General features: G+C 66.5%; 22 protein-coding genes. 12 read left to right on the top strand and 10 right to left on the bottom strand.

Annotated elements, in window-relative coordinates:
• The first annotated feature begins 3 nt into the window (after window positions 1-3).
• Complete coding sequence (gene cobA, locus AB0M83_RS21330) at window positions 4-1,230, top strand: uroporphyrinogen-III C-methyltransferase (protein ID WP_364519634.1); 1,227 nt, start codon at window positions 4-6, stop codon at window positions 1,228-1,230.
• On the opposite strand, the gene AB0M83_RS21325 is transcribed toward cobA, so the two are convergent.
• Entirely contained in the window at window positions 1,181-1,759 is a 579-nt protein-coding gene (locus AB0M83_RS21325) for a hypothetical protein (protein ID WP_364519506.1), read from the bottom strand. The two genes, cobA and AB0M83_RS21325, sit on opposite strands and share 50 nt — an antisense overlap.
• Window positions 1,760-1,771: 12 nt before the next feature.
• The gene (locus tag AB0M83_RS21320; RefSeq protein WP_364519504.1) at window positions 1,772-2,650 is read right to left on the bottom strand and encodes an alpha/beta fold hydrolase; all 879 of its coding nucleotides are present in this window, start codon (window positions 2,648-2,650) and stop codon (window positions 1,772-1,774) included.
• A gap of 135 nt (window positions 2,651-2,785) precedes the next feature.
• Here AB0M83_RS21320 and AB0M83_RS21315 point away from each other — a divergent pair, with 135 nt between their 5' ends.
• The 4 genes from AB0M83_RS21315 (at window position 2,786) to AB0M83_RS21300 (ending at window position 7,716) form a co-directional block, all read left to right on the top strand.
• Entirely contained in the window at window positions 2,786-3,628 is an 843-nt protein-coding gene (locus tag AB0M83_RS21315) for a crotonase/enoyl-CoA hydratase family protein (protein ID WP_364519502.1), read from the top strand.
• A 16-nt stretch (window positions 3,629-3,644) separates the two neighbouring features.
• A complete protein-coding gene (locus tag AB0M83_RS21310) occupies window positions 3,645-5,354 on the top strand; it encodes an AMP-binding protein (protein WP_364519500.1) in 1,710 nt (569 codons plus the stop codon).
• Window positions 5,355-5,418: 64 nt separating this feature from the next.
• Window positions 5,419-6,948: a recombinase family protein gene (locus tag AB0M83_RS21305; RefSeq protein WP_364519498.1), complete on the top strand. Its 1,530-nt coding sequence runs from the start codon at window positions 5,419-5,421 to the stop codon at window positions 6,946-6,948.
• 546 nt (window positions 6,949-7,494) lie between these two features.
• The gene (locus AB0M83_RS21300; RefSeq protein ID WP_364519496.1) at window positions 7,495-7,716 is read left to right on the top strand and encodes a hypothetical protein; all 222 of its coding nucleotides are present in this window, start codon (window positions 7,495-7,497) and stop codon (window positions 7,714-7,716) included.
• A gap of 148 nt (window positions 7,717-7,864) precedes the next feature.
• Here the strand turns inward: AB0M83_RS21300 and AB0M83_RS21295 are convergent, their stop codons facing one another.
• The 6 genes from AB0M83_RS21295 to AB0M83_RS21270 are packed head-to-tail and all read right to left on the bottom strand — an operon-like array spanning window position 7,865 to window position 11,880.
• On the bottom strand, window positions 7,865-8,065 hold the full coding sequence (locus AB0M83_RS21295) for a hypothetical protein (protein ID WP_364519494.1): 201 nt from the start codon (window positions 8,063-8,065) through the stop codon (window positions 7,865-7,867).
• Window positions 8,055-10,238: a cell division protein FtsK gene (locus AB0M83_RS21290; RefSeq protein WP_364519492.1), complete on the bottom strand. Its 2,184-nt coding sequence runs from the start codon at window positions 10,236-10,238 to the stop codon at window positions 8,055-8,057. The genes AB0M83_RS21295 and AB0M83_RS21290 overlap by 11 nt, the downstream gene beginning before the upstream one ends.
• Window positions 10,228-11,004, bottom strand: coding sequence for a hypothetical protein (locus AB0M83_RS21285; RefSeq protein ID WP_364519490.1), 777 nt, complete (start codon window positions 11,002-11,004; stop codon window positions 10,228-10,230). The genes AB0M83_RS21290 and AB0M83_RS21285 overlap by 11 nt, the downstream gene beginning before the upstream one ends.
• Window positions 11,005-11,030: 26 nt before the next feature.
• A complete protein-coding gene (locus AB0M83_RS21280; protein ID WP_364519488.1) occupies window positions 11,031-11,360 on the bottom strand; it encodes a hypothetical protein in 330 nt (109 codons plus the stop codon).
• The gene (locus AB0M83_RS21275) at window positions 11,357-11,689 is read right to left on the bottom strand and encodes a WhiB family transcriptional regulator (RefSeq protein WP_364519486.1); all 333 of its coding nucleotides are present in this window, start codon (window positions 11,687-11,689) and stop codon (window positions 11,357-11,359) included. Before AB0M83_RS21275 ends, AB0M83_RS21280 begins: the two co-directional genes overlap by 4 nt.
• Window positions 11,686-11,880 carry a helix-turn-helix domain-containing protein gene (locus AB0M83_RS21270; protein ID WP_364519484.1) on the bottom strand — a complete coding sequence of 65 codons (195 nt, stop codon included), beginning with the start codon at window positions 11,878-11,880 and terminating at the stop codon, window positions 11,686-11,688. The genes AB0M83_RS21275 and AB0M83_RS21270 overlap by 4 nt, the downstream gene beginning before the upstream one ends.
• Window positions 11,881-12,047: 167 nt before the next feature.
• Between AB0M83_RS21270 and AB0M83_RS21265 the strand changes: the two genes are divergently transcribed.
• Window positions 12,048-12,434, top strand: a complete 387-nt coding sequence (locus tag AB0M83_RS21265; RefSeq protein ID WP_364519482.1) for a helix-turn-helix transcriptional regulator — start codon at window positions 12,048-12,050, stop codon at window positions 12,432-12,434.
• 351 nt (window positions 12,435-12,785) lie between these two features.
• Entirely contained in the window at window positions 12,786-13,736 is a 951-nt protein-coding gene (locus AB0M83_RS21260; RefSeq protein ID WP_364519480.1) for a tetratricopeptide repeat protein, read from the top strand.
• Here AB0M83_RS21260 and AB0M83_RS21255 read toward each other — a convergent pair.
• Window positions 13,722-14,270 (bottom strand): NUDIX hydrolase, encoded by a 549-nt coding sequence (locus AB0M83_RS21255; protein WP_364519478.1) that lies wholly within the window; start codon window positions 14,268-14,270, stop codon window positions 13,722-13,724. The genes AB0M83_RS21260 and AB0M83_RS21255 overlap by 15 nt on opposite strands.
• A gap of 115 nt (window positions 14,271-14,385) precedes the next feature.
• Here AB0M83_RS21255 and AB0M83_RS21250 point away from each other — a divergent pair, with 115 nt between their 5' ends.
• Both AB0M83_RS21250 and AB0M83_RS21245 read left to right on the top strand, forming a co-directional pair.
• Window positions 14,386-15,840 carry an AAA family ATPase gene (locus AB0M83_RS21250; protein WP_364519476.1) on the top strand — a complete coding sequence of 485 codons (1,455 nt, stop codon included), beginning with the start codon at window positions 14,386-14,388 and terminating at the stop codon, window positions 15,838-15,840.
• A 106-nt stretch (window positions 15,841-15,946) separates the two neighbouring features.
• Window positions 15,947-16,630: a hypothetical protein gene (locus AB0M83_RS21245; RefSeq protein WP_364519474.1), complete on the top strand. Its 684-nt coding sequence runs from the start codon at window positions 15,947-15,949 to the stop codon at window positions 16,628-16,630.
• Between the two features lie 63 nt (window positions 16,631-16,693).
• Here AB0M83_RS21245 and AB0M83_RS21240 read toward each other — a convergent pair whose 3' ends face one another.
• On the bottom strand, window positions 16,694-17,860 hold the full coding sequence (locus AB0M83_RS21240; RefSeq protein WP_364519472.1) for a hypothetical protein: 1,167 nt from the start codon (window positions 17,858-17,860) through the stop codon (window positions 16,694-16,696).
• Window positions 17,861-18,524: 664 nt separating this feature from the next.
• On the opposite strand from AB0M83_RS21240, the gene AB0M83_RS21235 reads away from it, so the two are divergent.
• The 3 genes from AB0M83_RS21235 (at window position 18,525) to AB0M83_RS21225 (ending at window position 20,159) form a co-directional block, all read left to right on the top strand.
• Window positions 18,525-18,785 carry a hypothetical protein gene (locus tag AB0M83_RS21235; protein ID WP_364519470.1) on the top strand — a complete coding sequence of 87 codons (261 nt, stop codon included), beginning with the start codon at window positions 18,525-18,527 and terminating at the stop codon, window positions 18,783-18,785.
• A 121-nt stretch (window positions 18,786-18,906) separates the two neighbouring features.
• Window positions 18,907-19,683, top strand: a complete 777-nt coding sequence (locus AB0M83_RS21230; RefSeq protein WP_364519468.1) for a trypsin-like serine protease — start codon at window positions 18,907-18,909, stop codon at window positions 19,681-19,683.
• Between the two features lie 89 nt (window positions 19,684-19,772).
• Window positions 19,773-20,159: a transcriptional regulator gene (locus AB0M83_RS21225; RefSeq protein WP_364519466.1), complete on the top strand. Its 387-nt coding sequence runs from the start codon at window positions 19,773-19,775 to the stop codon at window positions 20,157-20,159.
• The last annotated feature ends 121 nt before the right edge of the window (window positions 20,160-20,280 follow it).

Genomic DNA, 20,280 nt, shown 5'->3' with positions numbered 1-20,280 from the left:
CCCATGGACGACCCGCACTACCTCTCCGGCCTTCAGCTCACGGGCCGCCGCGTCGTGCTGTTCGGCGGCGGCTCGGTCGCCCAGCGGCGGCTGCCCCGGCTCATCGGCGCGGGTGCCCGCGTCGAACTGGTGTCGCCGCACACGACGCCGTCGGTGCAGGGGATGGTGGACGCGGGCGAGCTGGTCTGGCACCGGCGCCGCTACACCGAGGGTGACCTCCGCGACGCTTGGTACGCGCTGGCCTGCACGAACGACCCCGACGTGAACGCGGCGATCTGCGCCGAGGCCGAGCGCGAGCGGGTCTTCTGCGTCCGCGCCGACGAAGGCGAATCGGGTTCCGCGGTGACCCCGGCGTCCGGCCGCCACGGCGGGCTGCTGTTCGGCGTCCTCTCCGGTGGCGAGCCGCTGCGCTCGGCCGCGGTCCGCGACTCGATGCTCGACGGCCTGCACAACGGCACGATCGAGGACGGCCGGCAGCCGCACCCCGAGGGCAGCCTCCCCGGCGTCGCGCTGGTCGGCGGCGGTCCCGGCGATCCCGAGCTGATCACCGTCCGCGGCCGCCGGCTGCTCTCGCGCGCGGACGTCGTGGTCGTCGACCGGCTGGCGCCGCGCGAGCTGCTCGACGAGCTCGCCCCCGAGGTCGAGATCGTCGACGCGGCCAAGATCCCCTACGGCCGCGCGGCCAGCCAGGACGTCATCAACAGCACGCTGATCGAGAAGGCCAAGGAAGGCAAGTTCGTCGTCCGGCTCAAGGGCGGCGACCCGTACCTGTTCGGCCGCGGCTTCGAAGAGGTGCTGGCCTGCGCCGAGGCGGGCGTCCCGGTGACGATGGTCCCGGGCATCACGAGCGCGTTCGCGGTCCCCGCGGTGGCGGACGTCCCGGTGACCCACCGCGGCGTCGCGCACGAGGTCGTGGTGGTCTCCGGCCACGTCGCGCCGGGCGACGACCGGTCCCTGGTCGACTGGGAGCTGCTGGCCCGCCTGCGGGGGACGATCGTGCTGATGATGGGCGTGGAGCGGCTGCCGCAGTTCGCGAAGGCGCTGCTGGACGGCGGCCGCCCGGCGGACACCCCGGTGGCCATCGTCGAGGACGGCACGATGCGCACCCAGCGCACCCTCCGGTCCACTCTGGACACGGTGGTCACCGAAGCGGCGGCCTCGGGCGTCCGGCCGCCGGCGATCATCGTGATCGGCCCGGTGGCCGGCCTGGCCCCGGTTCGGCCCGCGTAGGGGACAGCCGGCCGGCGGCGGCCAGGATCGCGTCGGCGACTTCGGCGAGCGGGCGGCGACCGTCAACGACGATCGTCGCTCCGATTTGCCGGTAGGCGGCCTCGGCACCCGCATTGGCTTCGAGGGCCGCCGCCAGCTCCTCCGGGTGCTTGCCGAAGGAGTTCGACGTGCGGGTCAGGAGCCGGTCCCGGAGCGTGTCGTCGTCGACCGTCAGGCAGACCACGAGGTCGAAGAGGTCCAGCAGGTCCGCGTCGTTCTCGGCGGATCCACAGAAGAACGCGATGTCCTCGCGAGCTCTCGCCGCGAGGGCCTCGACCTCGGCGCGGCTGGTCTCCCACCCGAAGCGGTCGAGCCAGCCCGCCGGCACCGGATCAGGGGGATCGGCGACCACCTGTCCGCTCGTCCGGTCCACCCAGTGGTTGTAGCCTTCCCAGTCCGCGTCGACCGCGAGCTTCCCCCGGCTCTTCAAGAACGCGCAAACCGCCGACTTGCCGGTCCCGGAGTTGCCGGTCACCCACACCAAAGGCACGGGCGGAGCATCTCAGTCTTCGTAGCAGCTCGCGGCGAAATCGCGGATCGCGTCCGACAGCCGGGTCGGGTCGAGGCGCAGCTCGACCGGGCTGCGCGCCTGGACGAACTCCGCGGCCGGCATGTCGACCGCCAGGGTGTCCGCGTCGCCGAACGGGTGGATCGGGTCGCCCTGGTGGCCGATCACCAGTGTCCGCGTCGCGATCTTGCGGCGCACCGACTTCGGCGGCGCGATCCGGCCGAACAGCACCCCGTGCAGCAGCGCCGCCATCGGCGCCGGCCGCTGGGACAGCGTGTCCGTGACGACGTCGACCCACTGGTTGCCGTGCGGGACCAGGGACGCCGCCAGCGCCACCGCCTGGACCGTCACCGGCAGGAACCGGGCTGCCATCAGCAGCGGCGCGAACGTGATCAGGCCCGCGACGATCGCGTTGTCCAGCACCGGCATCTCGACGATCAGCCCGCGGGCCCGTTCCGGAGCCTGCACCGCGACCTCGAGGGAGACGTTCGCCCCGAGCGACGTCCCGCCGATCACGGCGGTGCCGACCTCGAGGTGGTCGAGCAGCGCCAGGGTCTGCTCGGCGAACGAGGGCATCGAGTAGAGCCACGACTCGGTCGGCCGGTCGGAGTCACCGTGGCCCAGCAGGTCGAGCGTGACCACCCGGAACCCCGCCCGGGCCAGCCGCCGCGCGAGCGGGGCGTGCATCCGGCGGGTCAGCATGATGCCGTGGGTGAGGACGACGACCCGGTCGCCGCTGCCGAACTCCGTGTACCAGAGCCGGTGGCCCTCGTGGTCGAAGGAGCCGGTCAGCTCGATCGGGCGGGACTCGCGCCGGGCGGGCGCGGCCGCGGGCTCCGGCTCGATCAGGGTCGCGCTGCTCGCCGGGCTCATGTCCCACCGTCCTCCCCGTGTCGCGGTCACCTACGTCCAGGAAAACATCCCCTGATCACCTTGGCACAGTGACCATGGCATCAATTGACAACGCGCCAATGGCAGCTCGTCGCGGGCATGGGTCAAGATGACCCCATGACCGCTACTGCTGACAGTCTGCCCGACCTCGTCTCCCTGAAGGTCGACGTCGACGGCCCCGTGGCCGAAGTGACGCTCCTCGGCCCGTCGAAGGGCAACGCGATGGGGCCGGACTTCTGGCGCGAGCTGCCGCTGGTCTTCCGCACGCTGGACGCCGACCCGCAGGTCAGGGCCGTGGTGCTGACCGGCAGCGGGGTGCACTTCTCCTACGGTCTCGACCTGCCGGCGATGATGGGCGACTGGGCACCGATGCTGGGCGGGGACAACCTGGCCGGGCCGCGGACGGCGTTCCTCGACCAGGTCCGGTCGCTGCAGGCGGCGGTCAGCTCGATCGCGGACTGCCGCAAACCGGTCATCGCGGCCGTTTCGGGCTGGTGCATCGGCGGCGGGGTCGACGTGGTCGCGGCCGCCGACATCCGCCTGGCCAGCGCCGACGCCAAGTTCAGCGTCCGCGAGGTGCGCGTCGCCATCGTGGCCGACCTCGGCAGCCTCCAGCGGCTCGCCTCGATCATCGGCGAAGGCCACCTGCGCGAGCTCGCCCTGACCGGCAAGGACATCGACGCCGCGCGAGCCGAGAAGATCGGCCTCGTCAACGACGTCCACGCCGACCAGGACGCGCTGCTGAAGGCCGCGCGGGAACTCGCCGGGGAGATCGCTGCGAACCCGCCGCTCGTGGTGCAGGGTACGAAGCAGGTACTGGCGGCGAACACCGAGCGCCAGGTCGCCGACGGCCTCCGGTACGTCGCGGCGTGGAATTCGGCGTTCCTGCCCAGCAAGGACCTCGGCGAAGCGGTCCAGGCCTTTATGGAGCGCCGGAAGCCGGAGTTCAAGGGCGAATAGGCAAGGAGGCAGCAGGGTGAGCAACGGCGCTTCGGAAGTCCACCACGCGTTCCGCGTGGCGCGGGACTACCTGCAGACCCACCGCGAGGACTACGACACGGCCTACCGCGGCTTCGCGTGGCCGGAGTTCGACGAGTTCAACTGGGCGATCGACTGGTTCGACGTCGTCGCGCACGACCCGGACAACGCCGAACGGTCCGCGCTGTGGATCGTCGAGGAGGACGGCACCGAGAACCGCTGGACCTACCCGGAGCTGTCCGGCCGGTCCAACCAGGTGGCGAACTGGCTGCGGAGCCTCGGCGTCCGCCGCGGCGACCGGCTGATCCTCATGCTGGGCAACCAGGGCGAACTGTGGGAGACCATCCTCGCCGCGATCAAGCTCGGCGCCGTGATCATCCCGGCGTCCACCCTTCTCGGGCCGGCCGACCTGACCGACCGCGTGGAACGCGGCGCGGCCAAGCACGTCGTGGTCCGCTCGGTGGACGCGGAGAAGTTCGCGGACGTCGAGGGCGGCTACACGCGGATCGCGGTGGGGGAGCCGGTCGAGGGCTGGCGGCCGTACTCGGAGGCGTTCGCCCAGTCGCCGGAGTTCGCCCCGGACGGCCCGACGAAGGCCGCCGACCCGCTGCTGCTCTACTTCACCTCCGGCACGACGGCGAAGCCGAAACTGGTGCAGCACACGCACGTCTCGTACCCGGTAGGCCACCTGTCCACGATGTACTGGATCGGGCTGGAGCCGGGTGACGTCCACCTGAACATCTCCTCGCCCGGCTGGGCGAAACACGCGTGGAGCAACTTCTTCGCCCCGTTCAACGCCGAAGCGACGGTGTTCCTCTACAACTACCAGCGGTTCGACGCGAACGCGCTGATGGCCCAGATGGACCGGTGCGGCGTCACGAGCTTCTGCGCGCCGCCGACGGTGTGGCGGATGCTGATCCAAGCGGACCTGACGGCGCTGAAGACGCCGCCGAAGAAGGTCGTCGGGGCGGGGGAGCCGCTCAACCCCGAGGTGATCGAGCAGGTCCGGAAGTCGTGGGGAGTCACCATCCGCGACGGCTTCGGCCAGACCGAGAGCAGCGTCCAGATCGCGAACACGCCCGGCCAGGACGTCGTGCCCGGCTCGATGGGCCGCCCGCTGCCCGGGTTCGTGGTGGCACTGGTCGACCCGGTCAGCGGCGAACGGGCGTCGGAGGGCGAGATCTGCCTCGACCTCCAGCACCGCCCGGTGGGCCTGATGACCGGCTACACCGGCGACGACGAGCGCACGTCGGCGGCGTTCAGCGGCGGTTTCTACCACACGGGTGACGTCGGTTCGGTCGACGAGCGCGGCTACATCACCTACGTCGGGCGCACGGACGACGTGTTCAAGGCGTCGGACTACCGGATCTCGCCGTTCGAGCTGGAGAGCGTGCTGATCGAGCACGAGGCGGTGGCCGAGGCGGCGGTGGTCCCGGCGCCGGACCCGATCCGGCTCGCGGTGCCCAAGGCGTACGTCGTGCTGGCCGCCGGCCACGAGCCGACCCCGGAGACGGCGAAGGCGATCCTCGCGTACTGCCGCGAGCACCTGGCGCCGTACAAGCGGATCCGCCGGCTCGAGTTCGCGGAGCTGCCCAAGACGATCTCGGGCAAGATCCGCCGCGTCGAGCTACGCGGGCGCGAGAGCGATCCGGCGCGCGGCGCGGGCACGGAGTTCCGTGAGGAGGACTTCCCGGACCTCAAGTCCTGACCCCGGCTCAGAGCGCCCCAATGTGGCCTTGGCGAGGTCTCATTTGCTGACATAACCTCGCTATATGGCGATCACACCGGATGTTAACGCAGGTCAACGCGCTGGCCAGCCGATTGTCCTGGACTCCTACGGTCGGTTGTCGCGGGTGCCAGAGACCGGCGAGTTGGAGAAAATCGAGACCCAATGGGCCGACAACCGGAAGGTGATCGAGCGGGTCGGCGCGACCCTCGGCGAGGAGTTGAAGGACGGGCTCTCGGCATGGAAGCGCAGCGTCCGCCGCGCCGGGTGGGAGCGGCTGCTGGAACGGGTCGAGTCGGGCGAGTCGGACGGGATCGTGGTCTGGCACACCGACCGCCTGTTCCGGCAGCCGCGCGACCTGGAAAAGTTGATCGAGCTGGGCGAGCGCGGATTCAAGGTCTACTCGGCGCACGGCGAGCGAGACTTGGCCAACCCGGACGACCGGTTCATCCTGCGGATCGAGGTCGCGCACGCGGCCCGTTCATCCGATGACACGTCCCGGCGGATCAAGCGCCGGTTCGCCACCAAGCGTGAACAGGGCATCGGTCACCTAGGAGGTCCGCGCCGGTTCGGGTGGCCGGGTAAGGACATGACGTGGGTGCCAGGCTCCGAAGAGACGGACAACGACCGGCCCGACGTTCCCGCCGAACTGGTCGAGCGGGAGCGAGCCGCGTTGCGGGACGGCACCGACGCACAGTTGGTGGGGATCGGGCAGGGCACACTCGCCAACGAGTGGAATGAAGCAGGGCTACGGACGGCATTGGGCCGCGAGTGGATCGCTGTCACCGTCAGGTCCGTTTTGCTGCGGCCAACGAATGCCGGGCTGATTGAGCATGACGGTAAGTTGGTCGGCAGGATCGAGGGCGAGCCGATTGTGGACCCGGACAAGTTCGCGCGGCTGCGAGCGATGTATGCCGCTCGGCGGCGAGGACGGGTTGTCGGCGAAAGCTACGTCGGGACCGGCATCCTGCGGTGTGGCCGCTGCGAGATGAAGCTGTCGGCAAGCCGCAAGGACACGGTATACAAGGACACTGGCGAGCGGCGCGCGGTGTATTTCTGCAACAAGCAACGGCGTGGGTGCGGCAAGGTCTACGGAGACCGGCGCGCGGTGGACGCCGAACTGCGGCTGATCGTGATCGCGCGGCAATCCGATCCGCGTCACGCTTCGGCGGTCGCTGCGGCTAGGGCGCGCGTCGCCGACCGGCTCGCCGAGGTACGCGCGGAGATCGCCGAGTGCGAGAAGATCCAGAACGCATTGTCCGAGCGGTTAGGACGACGCGAGATCACCTTGGACGCGTTCGACCACGCGAACCAGCCTCTTGCTGCCGATCTCGCCCGGCTGCGCGCGGAACGGGAGACGCTCTCCGGCGGCAAGCCTGATGGTCCGACGAGAGCCCAGGATCCGGCCGAGATCGCAAGCCAGTGGGACGACGGCAACGTCTATGAAAAGCGGGCCATGCTGTCATCGGCGCTTGGCAAGGCTCTACTTTTCCTGGATCCGTCCGGTCGGACGGGGACACGCGCCTTCAAGCGGGAACGTCTGCGGTTAGTCGATCCCGAGAGTGAACATCGCTAGTTGAATGCGCGAACGCAGGACAGCGCGACTGTTGGCATCGCCCGGTGGACTAACCGCCGCTTGCGCCGGCGCGACAGTCCCCCAACATGGGCGCCGAGATAACGCTGAGTTATACCCCGTGTGCAGCTAGGTGGTTGAAAACTCGCCAGTAGATGACGCGGCGATAACTTGCTTAGCAATGCATACCGGAAGATTTTCGGAAGAGGCACCGATTGAGTGACGTCTGAATCGATTCCCTTAACGATTAGGTGAGGGATCGCACAGGAAGACTCTCGGTAGTTGCCGGGCGCTGGCTCTACTCTTGGTTGCAGCGGCGCATCTGACGAACTCAGAAAAAGCGGCCCCCTCCTGGCAGAGGGAGCCGCCGAGTCGCATCTCCACCTGTTCGCCCTTCACAGCAACCAGACGATTGGATGTGACATCGTGATGCTACGACGCCACCGGGCTGTATCGCGACCTTCTGGGACCTACGCAACACCAAAGTCGGATGACCGACAACCATTGGTTGACGACCGGCAGTCCAGGACAAGGCAAGCGGCCGACGTCGTGGCGAACGCCGTGGCAGTCGGCGTTGGCGCCATCCTCGGCACTTGGGGCGCTACGTTCCGAGCCGCGTTTCTGATGATGGTGTTCTTCTTGATGATGGTGCTCACGCCGGTTGACTGGTCCCTGGGGCCGTTGTCGGTGCATCACTACGTTGAGCACGGCAACGATGTGAACGTCGCCCCCGGTTCGGATGTAACCACAGGTCGGAAGCTTCCCCGCTAGCCGATCATCTAAGCTCGATGAGCTTTCCGACCTCCATGGGCTAACGCCCATGGAGGTCTTTCGTGCCTAAGGGAGTTGGCGGCGGCCGTACCGTCCCAGGCGATCTCGGATCTCAAGGGCAAGGTCTATGAGTACCTTACGCAGGCCTTCATGCGGTGCGACGCTGATCGATCCGGCGATGCACGACGGCGAGTCTCTCGATTTCGTCCTCGGTCATGGGCGGCAAGGCGGCGCACGCCCGGCGCCAGTACTCCAGACCTTCCGGGTCGATCGGCTCGGCATGCTCTTCCTTTGCGAGTTGTTCGGCTGCGGGCTGTTCGGTGGTGCTTGGGGCCCGGTCAGCCGTCATCCGCGCCCACCTCGCCACCGTTCGCCGTATTCCGGCTGGCCTCGTCAAGGACCCGGTCGACGGCCGCACGTAGGTCGGCCGTGAGGTAGCCGCGCACGCGTTTGGTCCCGCCGTCCTCGGCGGGGACGTAGTCGCGCGTCGGGCGACAGCCCAGCTCGCCCATCGAACGGCCGAACGCGGTCGGTTCGACAGCGAGCGCGTCGACAAGTTCGGCGCTTGGGATGAACTCGCGTTCGTCCGCGTCGTCGCCGAGGTAGTCGATCACCGATGCCAGCGGTTCCGGTAGCTCGCCCAGTCCGGCCGGTTCCGAAGTGGGTACGGCACGTGTGCCGATGGCGTGGGCTGCGGCCGCGTGGTCAAGAGTCGGCATGGCGTCCTGTCCTGCGGCGTGCCCGCTGAGCGTTCCGGCAGCCTCGCGGAGCGCCCGGCCTTGCTGGCAGATGGTCTGCCAGTCCTCGTTCGGCATGTAGTAGGTCCGGACCGTGGTGGCGAGTACGTCCGCGCCGGCGGCGGTGTCCCCGTCCGGCCGCAGGATGCCGACGCCCTTGTGAGAGGGCAGCAGCCGGGATGAGTCGAACCCTCGCGTGTTCATCTGCTCGCCGAGCACGATGTTGGAGTCGCGCCAGTCCATCACCCGCAGCGCGAACCGCGACCCGAGCACCGCGCGCAGCCCGGATGGGATCGTTTTCGAGTCCGGTCGCTGCGTGGCGAGCACGAGCACGATCCCGGCCGCCGGTCCCTTCTTCGCCAGCCACGTCAGCAGCTCGCCGACGTACTCACCCGCCGGAACCTTCTTCCCCTGCACCACCACGGGCGTCCGGTCCTCCAACGGCACCTGCACCTCATCGATGAACACCGCCGTGATTGGCATATTCAGGCTCTTGTCCCGAGACATATCCGGGGTGACCTTCGACTCGGGACAGGTCAGGTCGTCCAGATCCCGCATACGTCGGAACCGGCCCTGAACCTCGCCGACCAGCTCGACCAGCCAGTCCACCAACGTGAGGACGTGCTCGGGTTCGTCGCCGGACATGAACCGGTGCGCGACCTGGCCGGCGGCGTCCCAGTCCTTCCCGGCCTTGAAGTCCGCCACGTACAGCCGCACCCAGGCGTCCAGGATCAGCCCGGCGGCCGCGAGCCTCGCGGCGAACGTCTTCCCCTGCCGAGGGATCGCACCCACGAGCAGCGACGTCCACACCAGCGGCAGGTCAATCCGCCGGTCCCGGGCGTCCCGGCCGAACGGCACCGGTCGCCACGCATCCCAGCGCGATACCGCTAGCAGCGGCGTCCGGACCGGCGGCTTGCTGTAGGGGTCCTCATCGGCCACCCACATCGACACCCGCCCGGCGTGCCCGCCGTTGCCCCGGACCCGTTCCACGATGAGCTGCACCTCATCGACCGCCAGCGCCGACGCGAGCGCGTCCCGGTTCTTCACCACGTCGGCGGCCTTGCGGGTCGCCGGGAGATCGACCGTGATCGCCCATCCGTCGCCGACCCGCGTAGCCCGCTCGACCAACCGCAAGGACTCGTCCTTGCCGATCAGCTTCGCGTCCCGGAACGCGTCCACCAGGACTTGCGGGTCCATCGTCCAGGTAAGTGTGCGCGGCCCGGCGAGTGCGGGTTTCCTCCCAGGGCTTCCGTCTTTGCGGCGCCCAAGGATCGCCAGCGCGACCGACGCGACGCCACCGGCGATCCAGAGTGGATCGTTGCCGTACAGGAGATCCACCACGGCGACTGCCAGCGCCAGGACGGCGAGCACGGCGCCGGTGACCTTCCACCGGAAGAGGGTGAGTTCGCGGATCTCGGTGAACTTGTCGGCGAGCTTGTCTGACTCCTCCGCCGCCGTGCGGTAGTCCCGCACCTTCAGCCAGCCTCGCCACCACCGCGCGCCGACGACGACACCCCGCACCACCGCGCCGAGGTACCGCCACGGCGACTTGAGCACCCAGACCACGCCGTCCTTGGCGGCTTGAACGGCCTGCGGCTTGCTCTTTAGCCACAGCGGCACCCGGGACGAGCGGTGCCACCACCGCGCGAATCGGCGTCGCATGGTCCGGTGACGCGGCTGCGGCAACGTGTCGTCGATCAACTCGCCGTCGAGCACCGGTCCGACGTGCTCGACTTCCCGCGAGCCCGTCCGGGCCAGCGCACCACCTTCCGGTTCAGTGCTCATCGCGGGCCCCTTCGCTTACTTCGGTGGCGAGGGCGGCTGCGAGCCGGGAGGACAGGCCGCGCGAGCAGCCGGTGACCTCTCGCACCCATGCCGGGGTCACGACGATGTCGGGTGACCAGGCTCGCCGAGCGTCGGCGAGGTAGTCGGCGAACCACCGCCGTCGCTTGGTCGGCCGCTCACGACGCGACGCGACCGGTTCATGACCGCCCGCCGGGTTCGTGGCGGTCGTGAACGCGACGTGCACGGCGTCGGTGAGCTTGTCGCGCAGGTCGGTGACCGCTTCGGCGGCCACGAACACGACCAGCGGTGGCACCGAGTGCAGCACCACCCCGGCCGGCGACCCGGCCGCCCACGACGACCAGGTGTTCATGACGTACGTGGCGGCCAGCGTGAGCCACTTCGCCGCCCGGACCCACCGCCCGGTCCGAACCTGATACCGCGCGGTCACCTGCTCCGCCCGCAGGATCGCGAGCAGGACCAGGCACACCGTCGGATCGAGCAGCCACGCCGTCAACCACGGCAGTGACCCGAACGCGGCACCGGACGCGGCGAACCACTGGACGTTGGCCGTGGTGAACGCCAAGCCCAGGATGATCCCGGCCCAGCACAGCCGGTCCACCTGCGTGCGGACCCGCTCGACCTGCAAGGCCACGACGTCCGGGTGGGTCTGCCAGCGGCGGACGTCGGCAGCCTCGGCTGCATCCTCGGCCAGCCGCTGCGCCCGGCTCGGCACGGCCGGGGCGGGCAGCCGCCGAACGGTGGCCATCCCTCCCTGCTTCCGATCGGTCGTGGTCATCGGCGACCACCACCCCGGCGCGTGGTGTCCAGCGACGTGACCGTCAGGGCACGCGTCAGGACGAACGCGGCAATCAGGTCCGGCAGGCCCAGCACCACGAGCAGCAGCGTCGGGTTACCCGGGTGCGTGATCACCAGCCACTGAACGCCCATGAACGCCGCGCCCGTGAACAGCACCCGCCCGGCCAGCGACACCGCCCGCGCGCCTGCTCGCGTCGCATCAGCCGCCCGGCGTGCCTTCCGCGCGCCGAATCGCCACACCACGAACAGCGCGAACAGGACACCGGCCCCGGCGAGGATCTGTGTCGGCGTGAGGGTGAGCGTCATCGCGCCACACCTCCCCGGCGCTGCAGCCACACCGGGTAGAGCGCGTGCCGGGCGGTGTCCGGCAGCGCACCCCAGACTCCGAGCGTGTCCCGCCCGGCGGTGCGCAGGTCGAGTTCAAGGCACTCATCGATCACCGGGCAGCCCGCGCACAGCCGAGCAGCCAGCTCCCGATCCGGCGGGTCATCCCCGGTCAGTTCGGGCATGTCGGCCCGGTCGAACGCCCAGAAACACAGACCGTCCTTGGTCACCAGGTTCGTGAGCACGTCGTTCGGCACGTCGGCGTACTGGTCGAGCCGAGCGGCCATCTCCTCATAGTCGTGTTCGGTCATCGCGCACCCCCGTCGAGCACGCGCCGCAGCTCGGCGGCCGAGATGACGAGCCGGGAGCGGCGCCGCTCTGCGCGCAGCGAACCGACCCGGATAGCGCGATGGATCTCGTTGCGGTCGACACCGAGAAGCCACGCGGCGTCGGCCAGTGAGTAGAACGCCGGACCACCGGCGTCAGGAATGTTCTTCTGCATTGAAGTAAGCCCTTAAAGTCGTTCAGCTGATTTGAGCTGAAAAAGAAAGCTGATTTAGTCGCATGAAGACATGAGAATGGCCCGAATGCGCGACGCGGCGTCGATCTCGGCGCCGCGGAATCCGTTAAGCGCTAATCTCGGCGCTGAGGCGGACCACGGAGGAATGGGTGTCGGAAGACTGGGCGGCGGTCGCGAAGACCATCAACGAGCGCGTGAACGAGCTCGGATGGAAGCAACGCGAGCTGGCCGAACGCTCGCAGGTCTCCCAAGCGATCGTCCGCGAAATCCAGAACCACACCGTGGAGCGCAAGCGCAGCGACCGCACCCTTGAGGCCCTGGCCGTCGCGCTCGGCCTCCACCCGCAGCACCTGCTCGCCGTACTGCACGGCCGCATCCCGCCGGCCCTCGGCCAGCCCCGCGAAGACATGGAAGACGCCGTGTCCGCGCGGCTGGCCGTCATCGAGCAGCGGCTGTCGCAGATCACCGAGCAGCTCGCCGACCTGACGACCGATATCGCCGAGTTGGTACGCCGTGACAGGAATCCCAGCGCCTAGCTTGGATCCGATTTCCCGGTCGGCCACGGTGGCCGCTCGGGAGAAGTTCGTGTCGTGTGTCATGCCACTAAGAAACGGCATTTCCGCGCCGCCCGGGAGCTGGCAGCAGATGACACAGCCCGTGTTAACTCCTGTTATTTCCGCAGGTAGAGGCCGTTATCAGGGTGGCGGCGCATGACGTCAACAAGCCTCCTGCAAGCGGCACGGAACGCGCTCGGGTGGAGCCAGGAAAAGCTCGCGCGGGCAATCAATGCCCGCGCTCCGGCACACGGACTCTCGGAACGTCCGATCGCAAGCCGGAAGACCGAGATATCCCGCTGGGAGAACGGCCACATCACGCCGGAACCCGCGATGCGCGCCGTTCTACGCGAGATCTACGGCCGAACCGACGACGAACTCGGGTTCCCGCCCGACCAGCCCGCCATCGGCGATGAGCTGGCCGAACGGCTCGTCATCGCCCGACGTGTCGATGCCGAGACCATCGCGCTGTTCCGCCGAGAGGTCGACGGCGTCCGCCACGCCGACCGCCGGTTCGGCTCCGCCGCGCGGCTGGAACGGCTGCGCGGCCAGATCACCGAGGTCGAAGACCGACTCCGGCACACGCTGTTGCGCCGCGACCGGGCACCGCTGGCCGGCGTTCTCGTCGAAGCGTCCACCCTCGCCGGGTGGAACTCCCTGGACATCGGCTCACTCAGCCAGGCATGGACCCACTACGAACGCGCGAAGTCCGCCGCGCTGGAATCCGGGTCGGCGGCGCTGCTCGCCCACGCCACGGCTGAACAGGCGTTCGTGCTGGTCGACGCGGGCAACGTCGAAGACGCGCTAGCCCTGTTCGCCGAAGCGCGGTCGATCGGCGAGCACGCGCCGCGCCTGCTGCGCGCGTGGCTCGCAGCCGCCGAGGGAGAAGGCCACGCCGTAGCCGGATACCGCGACGACGCACTACGCGCGTTCGACGAAGCGGACACCCTGCGACCATCCGAGGTCGTCCACCCCGAACTGCCGTTCCTCTTCCTCGGCGGCACCCACCTGGACCGATGGCGCGGCAACGCGCTCGTGCACCTCGGCGCACCGGAAGCGATCGACCATCTCGAAACGCTGGTCGACGGCGCACAGTCGTCGTTCGTCCGCGCGAGCGCGGCCGTGTACGTCGACCTCGCGCTTGCCCACAGCGTGGGCGGAGATCGGGAAGCCGCCCGGACCTACGCGCAGCAGGCCCGGCGGATCATCTCCCAGGTCGGGTCCGTGCGGCTCCGTCGCCGACTTGAACGGCTCGTGCTGCCCGGCGACTCACGCACGGCGTGAGTTCAGGAAGTAGAGCAGCGCCACCAGCGTGCCGGACCCAAGCAGCTCCTGCCGCTGAGCAAGCTCGTTCACGCGGGACAGCGGCACCCACTCCACCCGGCCCACCTCTTCAGTGTCGGTCGGGTCGCCGACGTGCTCGGCTGCGCGCCACAGGTAGACGTCGACCGGCGCCGTGACCTGACCAGGCAGCGGCTCGAAGCTGACCAGGTGCTCCGGTTCGCCGACCGGCTGCCAGCCGCTCTCCTCGGCCGCCTCCCGGGCCGCTGTCCCGGCCGAGTCATCGCCATCGTCAACCATGCCTCCGAGCAGCTCATACCCCCACTGCTCGGTGGCGAAGCGGTAGCGCCAAAGCATGAGCGCTTCGTCCTGCTCGTTCACGATCAGCGCGATAGCGATCCGCGCGAGGTGGACTACGTGGTAGTCCCACCGCTCGCCGTTCGGAGCCTCGACGTCCGTCAATCCAACCTTGACCCACCGGTTGTCGTAGACCAGCCGCTCACCGAACGTCTTCCACGACCCATGCTCGTCAGCCACGCCGCGCAGCCTACGACGCCTCTAACTCACCCGGGTAGATCGCCTTGGCACAGCGAGTCGCCCTGCGCCGGACCTCTCATGGGCCTGCTCTATCCACTGGCACTGAGTCACGGCGTTGACCTTGGTCTTGTTATCAAATTCCCAAGGTCACGATCATGAATACTTTCCACAAAGAGCGTTACGGCACGTCAGCCTGCGGCGACTTACAGCTCAGGCGGCGTGGCATGAAAGGTGCAAGGTGAGATTTAATAGTTTTTCCGTTTCCAACCTCCGTGCGGTCAAGAAGTTTGAGATCGACGACATTAATGATTTCGTCGTCGTGGCCGGGCAAAATGGCTCAGGAAAGTCCTGCATCTTCGATGCCATTCGATTGCTGAAATCTGTCTACGGTGGATATCTAGCTAATGAATACCATCAATGGTTTGGCGAGTTTGCCGTAAGTCTGCAAGATAGATCGAGTGTTCAGAAGCTGTTTCGAGACCAAAGTCAGCCGATTGTCATTGAGGCACACATCTCTTTCGCTGATTCGGAAGTTGCTTACTTAAGAGAAAACACGGAAGCACTTGTTCAGCCTATCGCATGGCAAGAGGTTACTGGACAATCGATTGATTGGTGGACGTGGAGCAGGCTTGCAATTGCAACACAGCTTCGATATCAGGAGCCGGCGCTCACGAAGAGATGCGCAGAACTCGCCGAAGATGTTCGAACCGCTCTAGAAAACTCAGTTCATACTCTTTCCCTTCGAATTATGCCCAACGGAGAGATGCAAACTAGTGTCTGCAAGCCAGCTGAGGCAGCCTTTCAAGCCTATGAGCCGGAACATCTTGGAATTATTGAGTATCATAGCGCCTCGCGCACGTACGCGAGACAAGCGGTAGGTGGCATCAATCTCGATGCTCGCGCATTTGAAGACCAGCGCAGGCAAAATCGACTCTACAATTCAGCTACAAAGTACCAAAACATCAAGACGGAGCTGGCTCAAAGCTATCTTAGGTCACTAATTGCAGAGAAGGCTGGGCAGGTGACCGCTAAACAAGATCTCAATGACACTCTTTCTGAGTTGTTCAGAACATTTTTCCCTGACAAGACTTATCAAGGTGCGCGACCTCGTCCAAACGGTGACCTTGAGTTTCCTGTTCGATTAAGCTCAGGGGAGGAGCATGACATCGACGAGCTGAGTTCCGGGGAAAAGGAGATCTTGTACGGCTATCTTAAGCTAAGAAACTCCACCCCGCGAAACTCTGTCTTGCTCATCGACGAGCCTGAGCTTCATTTGAATCCCAGCCTGCTTCAGGGCTATACGGACTTTTACTATCGACACCTGGGCCTAGAGCAAAATAACCAGCTGTGGCTGGTTACGCACTCCGACGCACTGCTGCGGCAAGCTGTCGGAAACATGAACTACGGCGTATATCACATGATTCCCGCTGGATCTCTAGAAAAATCCTCACAGAATCAAGCGGTGGAAGTCGTTGCGGACGACGACGTCGAACGTGTCGCCATTGAGCTTGTTGGGGATTTGGCGTCTTATCAACCGCGCGGTAAGGTTGTAGTCCTCGAAGGAAAATAGAGGACGGCTTTGATGTCAGGATGGTCAAGCGACTGTTCCCTGATTTTCGCGCCGAGTTAACCTTATCAGTGGCGGAAACAAGCAGCGCGTAAAGGATCTTTACCGGGTGCTAAATGAGTCCGCAGTCCAGTCCGGGGTGAAGAATAGGTTCTTCGCCATAGTCGATAAAGATTCGAATCCTCAGATTCCAGTGACGCCGGGCGCATCCGAATTCTCGTGGGACGTATATCACATAGAGAACTATCTGTTGGATATCTCGGCCGTGCGCCTCGCAACGGCCATGCTTAGCGGCGAAGATGAGTCTTCGATGTCCGACCCTGAGATTCTGGATAAATTGCGCCAATGTGCTGAAAAGCTGGTCAACGGACTGGTTATGGAGAAAATCTCCAGTGAAATCAATGATGAATTCGTTAACGCTCTCAACATTCGAGGAAATCCAGATTCGGTAAATCCTGAAGTAACACTCCTTCCAGCAATCGAGAAGTCTATTGGCCGCGTTAGGTCCGTTGAGACTTCTTGGTCATCCCAAAAGATAAAGGAGCGTGCTTCGGCGTATCGAACGGAACTAAGCGTAGCGCTTGAAGATGGTTCTTGGATTTCTGAATTCCCCGGACGGAAGATACTGCGGCGCTATGTCGATCACGAGTTTCGCGGCAAGATAAATGCGTCCTTCTTTATGAATACAGTCCTTGACAAGATGGTCGATCGTGCAGTCAGGCCGCCCGGCATGGAGTCCGTGTTGAATCTCATCTTAGTCGAATCTAGTGAAGACTCTGGTTTTGAACGTTAAATAAGTCTCGTGCCTATTCGGTTGACATTTCGATCCTATCAATATGGCCGTTTTAACCGGGATTCAGAGCAATGCTGCTCGGAGCTGATCGACCCTTCGCTGCTGGCGAACGGAACCGATCTCAATCGCGAGAGCTCCTGCTTTTGCCGCGTGTGTGCGCCCTTGCTCACGTGCGCCGATCGCGGCGTACGCCGTGGCGAGATCGACGCGCAACGCCGTCTCAGCGCGGGTGAACGTCGAGTCGAGACAGCCGAGAGCTGTCGAGAGAACCTCCACGGCTTCGGGTTCACCGATGCGCGCCAAAGCGTGACCGCGCCACCGTGCAAGGTGGACTGGGTCGAGAACGACATAGGGCCCATCAGCCGGTGACGTGTCAGACGGCAGCAGTCCGGCCGCGCGATCGAAGGCGCGCAGACTTGCCGATCGCTGGCCGTCCGCCGCGAGTGCTTCCCCATGGGCGGCTGCAAGCCAGGAGCGCAGGAGGCGGCCCGTAGTGCGCTGAGCTCGGCGCTCTACCGTGTCCAACAGGTCCACGGCCGAGGCTGTCTGATTGACCTCGATCAACACAAAGGCCTGTTCGGCGGCGCAATGAACCTCGAAGGCGACATCATCGGACTCCGACGCAGTTGCTCTCGCTCGTTCGTAGAATTGCCAAGATTCGGCGACCGATCCCATGTCGAGGGCCTGCCAGCCAGCGAGTGTGCCTAACTCGGATAGCAAGGCCGAGAGCTGGCTCCGGACGCCGGGGGTCAAGCTGTGCGACTTCAGGCGCGTCACCTGGTCAATCTTGGTCGTGACCTCGTCATGGGCAGTGGCTGCCCCTAACTGGCGATCAAGCCTGCGGACTGCTGCGAGCTGGGAGTGGAGTACTGCCAGCACCTCGGCGTTGACCCGGCAGGCTGCACTGAGCCGCTGCCGTAGCTCATGTTCTCCCGACTCAACCGCCAGAGCTGCGTCCGGTCGAGCGAGCAACTCATCGATCGTGAGGCCCAGCATTCGCTCAAGCAGCCGTGCCGTCGCCGGACGTGGGCGGCCGACGGGCGTGCCGTCGGGCTGACGTCCAGCGGCGAGGCGCTTCAGGTGGCGTTCGCTGAGGGTTCCTGGCTCGCCGAAGCTGCGCGCGAACTCTTCGGCGGCACGAGCGAATTCCGCCAACGTCTGACGTCGCTCGCGGATCTTCTGCTCAAGGACGGTGCGTGGCGCAGGCCCGCAAGCATCATCGAAAGCCACCGTCCATCCCTCCTCGCATCCGGTGCTCCGGTGCGCGGCATGTCCCCGCTATGTCCCTCGCCTGACCTGTCGCTGATATGAGCTTCTTAGCCAGGCTGATTTCAGATCATACAACTTGTTGCGCCTGGTCAGCCTGTAGGACGCCGAGCTCACCTCGGGAGCGTGTACCCGACCTGGCCGGCGGGACTTGCGGAGAAGGGTTTCGGGTGAGCTACGAACGGCGGGGAAGGGTCGCGGGCCTGTATGTGAGCTGGCATCGGAGCGACGGTGACGGTGCAGACCATGCAATCACCGACGAGGAGTTCGCTCGCGGCAGGCGCGACAACACCCACGGCCGATACAAGGCACTCTGCGGGCATGTCGTGCTGACCGGCTCGATGCTCCTGCCGCCCGGTCACCTCTGTCCAAGGTGCTACGCGTTTCTGGTCGCCCGCTCAACACTCCCGACTGTGGAGCGACGCATCCAGCGAACGCGGCATCGGAAACCGTCGGCTTTGCGTCGCCTGCTTCGAGGCTCCCAACTACCCACCCTTCCGCCGTACTTCCCGCGTCAACAGTCGCGACCGGCACCGGAGCGAAACGGTCGGACCCCTGTTCCGGCGGGGGCAGGTAGTGCCACGAGCGCATCCGCTTCCGCCGGGCGTCACGCGCTGCGGGATGTGCGGTGACGGTTCGGCTGGTGTTCGGGCGTCCGTTGCCGGGCACCGTCGGCGAGACGCGTCGAGTGGTGCACGTGTTCGAGATGCCGACCGGCGGTGTGGTTCCGGAGCGGCTCACAGCGTTGTGTGGATCGGCGTTCGGTCCCGGCGAGCTTGAGCATCTCGACCGGATACAGGGGATGCCGTGCGTGTCCTGCTTGCGCCGGACACCGACACCCGATCCGGAGCTGCCCGCCGGTCGTCAGGAGCCACTGGGTCAGCCCTGAACCCTCCGGAGCGGGATACCCGAAGTTTTGTTGGTAAACAAAGAAAAGAGGAGTGTTGAGAACAAGCGTTATTGCGTGCGCGGTCGCTGCGCTGGGGCTTCCCGGTCTGCTCGGTGCCAGCGTGGGTACGGCCGCTGTCCAGCCTGATCTCGTCGGCGGGCAGCAGGCCACGGGTGACACCAGTTGGACGGCGTCGATGGTGTACGACGCCCCCGCCTACGGCCGCTTCGCCGTTCCCTGGTGCGGCGGCGCGCTGCTGTTCCGTAGCTGGGTGGTGACCAACGCCCACTGCGTCACCGACATGCCCGGCAACACCGGGAGCATCCCCATGTCGGCACGGACCTTCTCTGTGCGCGTGGGATCGAAGGACCGTACTCAGGGCGGGGAGACGGCGAAGGTCGTCGAGATCAAGGTTCACCCCGGCTGGCAGTGGTCGGCCGGGGCGCCCGCGCAGCCGGTGGACGATATCGCCATGCTCAAGCTGGACCACCCGGTGAACGTGCAGCCGATCCAGCTCGCCGGGCGCGCGGCCCGGCCCGGTGATCGGGTGACGCTGTACGGCTGGGGCGCGGACCAGCCAGACGGGGACACGAGCCATCGCCCGGTGCAGCTTCAGCAGCTGAGCACGACGGTGCTTTCGCCGGACCGGTGCGCCGACGCGGGACAGTCGGCGGGCGAGATCTGCACCGACAACCCGCACGGCACGGACGGTCCCGGCGGTGGAGACTCTGGCGGCCCCGCCGTCGCCCTGGTGCACGGTGTGCCGCAACTGGTCGGCACGTGCAGCCGCGCGGCGGCGCAGTATCCGGGTGTGAAGCCGACCGTCTACACCAGCGCGCCGGACTTCCGGACCTGGCTGTACGACACGGCCCGAGGAGCCCCGGCCGCTGCCGCGTAGTTCCACGACTGACCGTCAGGTCCCCGGCTGCCCGCCGGGGACCTGACGCCGTTTCACGACACGACAAGCAACTGACGAAGGAAAGACGAGTGATCGCCGAAGCGCACCGCGAGGGACGACCGGTCGCTGTCCGCAGCCTCAGCCGTGACCTCGATCCGGTGCTGCTCGCGCCCGCGCGGCTGTTCGTCGTGACCCTGCTCGCCGAGATGCGCTGGTGCGAGTTCGGCTTCATCTGCGAAGCGCTCGGCGTCACCCCGGCCGCGCTGTCCACTCAGCTCGGCAAGCTCCGGCGGGAGGGTATCGTCCAGACCCAGCGGAGCAAGGCGCGGCGAACGTGGGTCCGGCTCACGCCCGAGGGCTGCGAGCGGCTCGTGAACCATCTCGAAGCCCTGCAAGCCGTGGTTTCCCGCGCGGCCGAACTGGTCGACACTGGAGCCGCTGCGTGCGACGGTCTGCCACCGGAGCAGGACGTGTGACGGCCTGCTGGCATGTCTCGAAACAGCTCCAGATGGCCGGCCGGTTGGGGGGATGGGACAGGTTCCGGGGAACCGTTGGCCGACCCCCCCCACCGACTTGTTTTTGGGTAGATCATTACTC

The organism is Amycolatopsis sp. NPDC051106, from assembly GCF_040682775.1.
In the GTDB taxonomy this organism is placed as follows: domain Bacteria; phylum Actinomycetota; class Actinomycetes; order Mycobacteriales; family Pseudonocardiaceae; genus Amycolatopsis.
Note: the sequence above shows the minus strand (reverse complement) of the source record. Positions and strands in the feature narration are given on the sequence as shown.

Excerpts from the sequence above, each read along its gene's own strand:
- AB0M83_RS21295 (WP_364519494.1), bottom strand. The coding sequence starts at position 8,065 with ATGACGGCTGACCGGGCCCCAAGCACCACCGAACAGCCCGCAGCCGAA.
- AB0M83_RS21315 (WP_364519502.1), top strand. The coding sequence starts at position 2,786 with ATGACCGCTACTGCTGACAGTCTGCCCGACCTCGTCTCCCTGAAGGTC.
- AB0M83_RS21280 (WP_364519488.1), bottom strand. The coding sequence starts at position 11,360 with ATGACGCTCACCCTCACGCCGACACAGATCCTCGCCGGGGCCGGTGTC.
- AB0M83_RS21305 (WP_364519498.1), top strand. The coding sequence starts at position 5,419 with ATGGCGATCACACCGGATGTTAACGCAGGTCAACGCGCTGGCCAGCCG.
- AB0M83_RS21270 (WP_364519484.1), bottom strand. The coding sequence starts at position 11,880 with ATGCAGAAGAACATTCCTGACGCCGGTGGTCCGGCGTTCTACTCACTG.
- AB0M83_RS21285 (WP_364519490.1), bottom strand. The coding sequence starts at position 11,004 with ATGGCCACCGTTCGGCGGCTGCCCGCCCCGGCCGTGCCGAGCCGGGCG.
- AB0M83_RS21290 (WP_364519492.1), bottom strand. The coding sequence starts at position 10,238 with ATGAGCACTGAACCGGAAGGTGGTGCGCTGGCCCGGACGGGCTCGCGG.
- AB0M83_RS21320 (WP_364519504.1), bottom strand. The coding sequence starts at position 2,650 with ATGAGCCCGGCGAGCAGCGCGACCCTGATCGAGCCGGAGCCCGCGGCC.
- AB0M83_RS21275 (WP_364519486.1), bottom strand. The coding sequence starts at position 11,689 with ATGACCGAACACGACTATGAGGAGATGGCCGCTCGGCTCGACCAGTAC.
- cobA (WP_364519634.1), top strand. The coding sequence starts at position 4 with ATGGACGACCCGCACTACCTCTCCGGCCTTCAGCTCACGGGCCGCCGC.
- AB0M83_RS21260 (WP_364519480.1), top strand. The coding sequence starts at position 12,786 with ATGCGCGCCGTTCTACGCGAGATCTACGGCCGAACCGACGACGAACTC.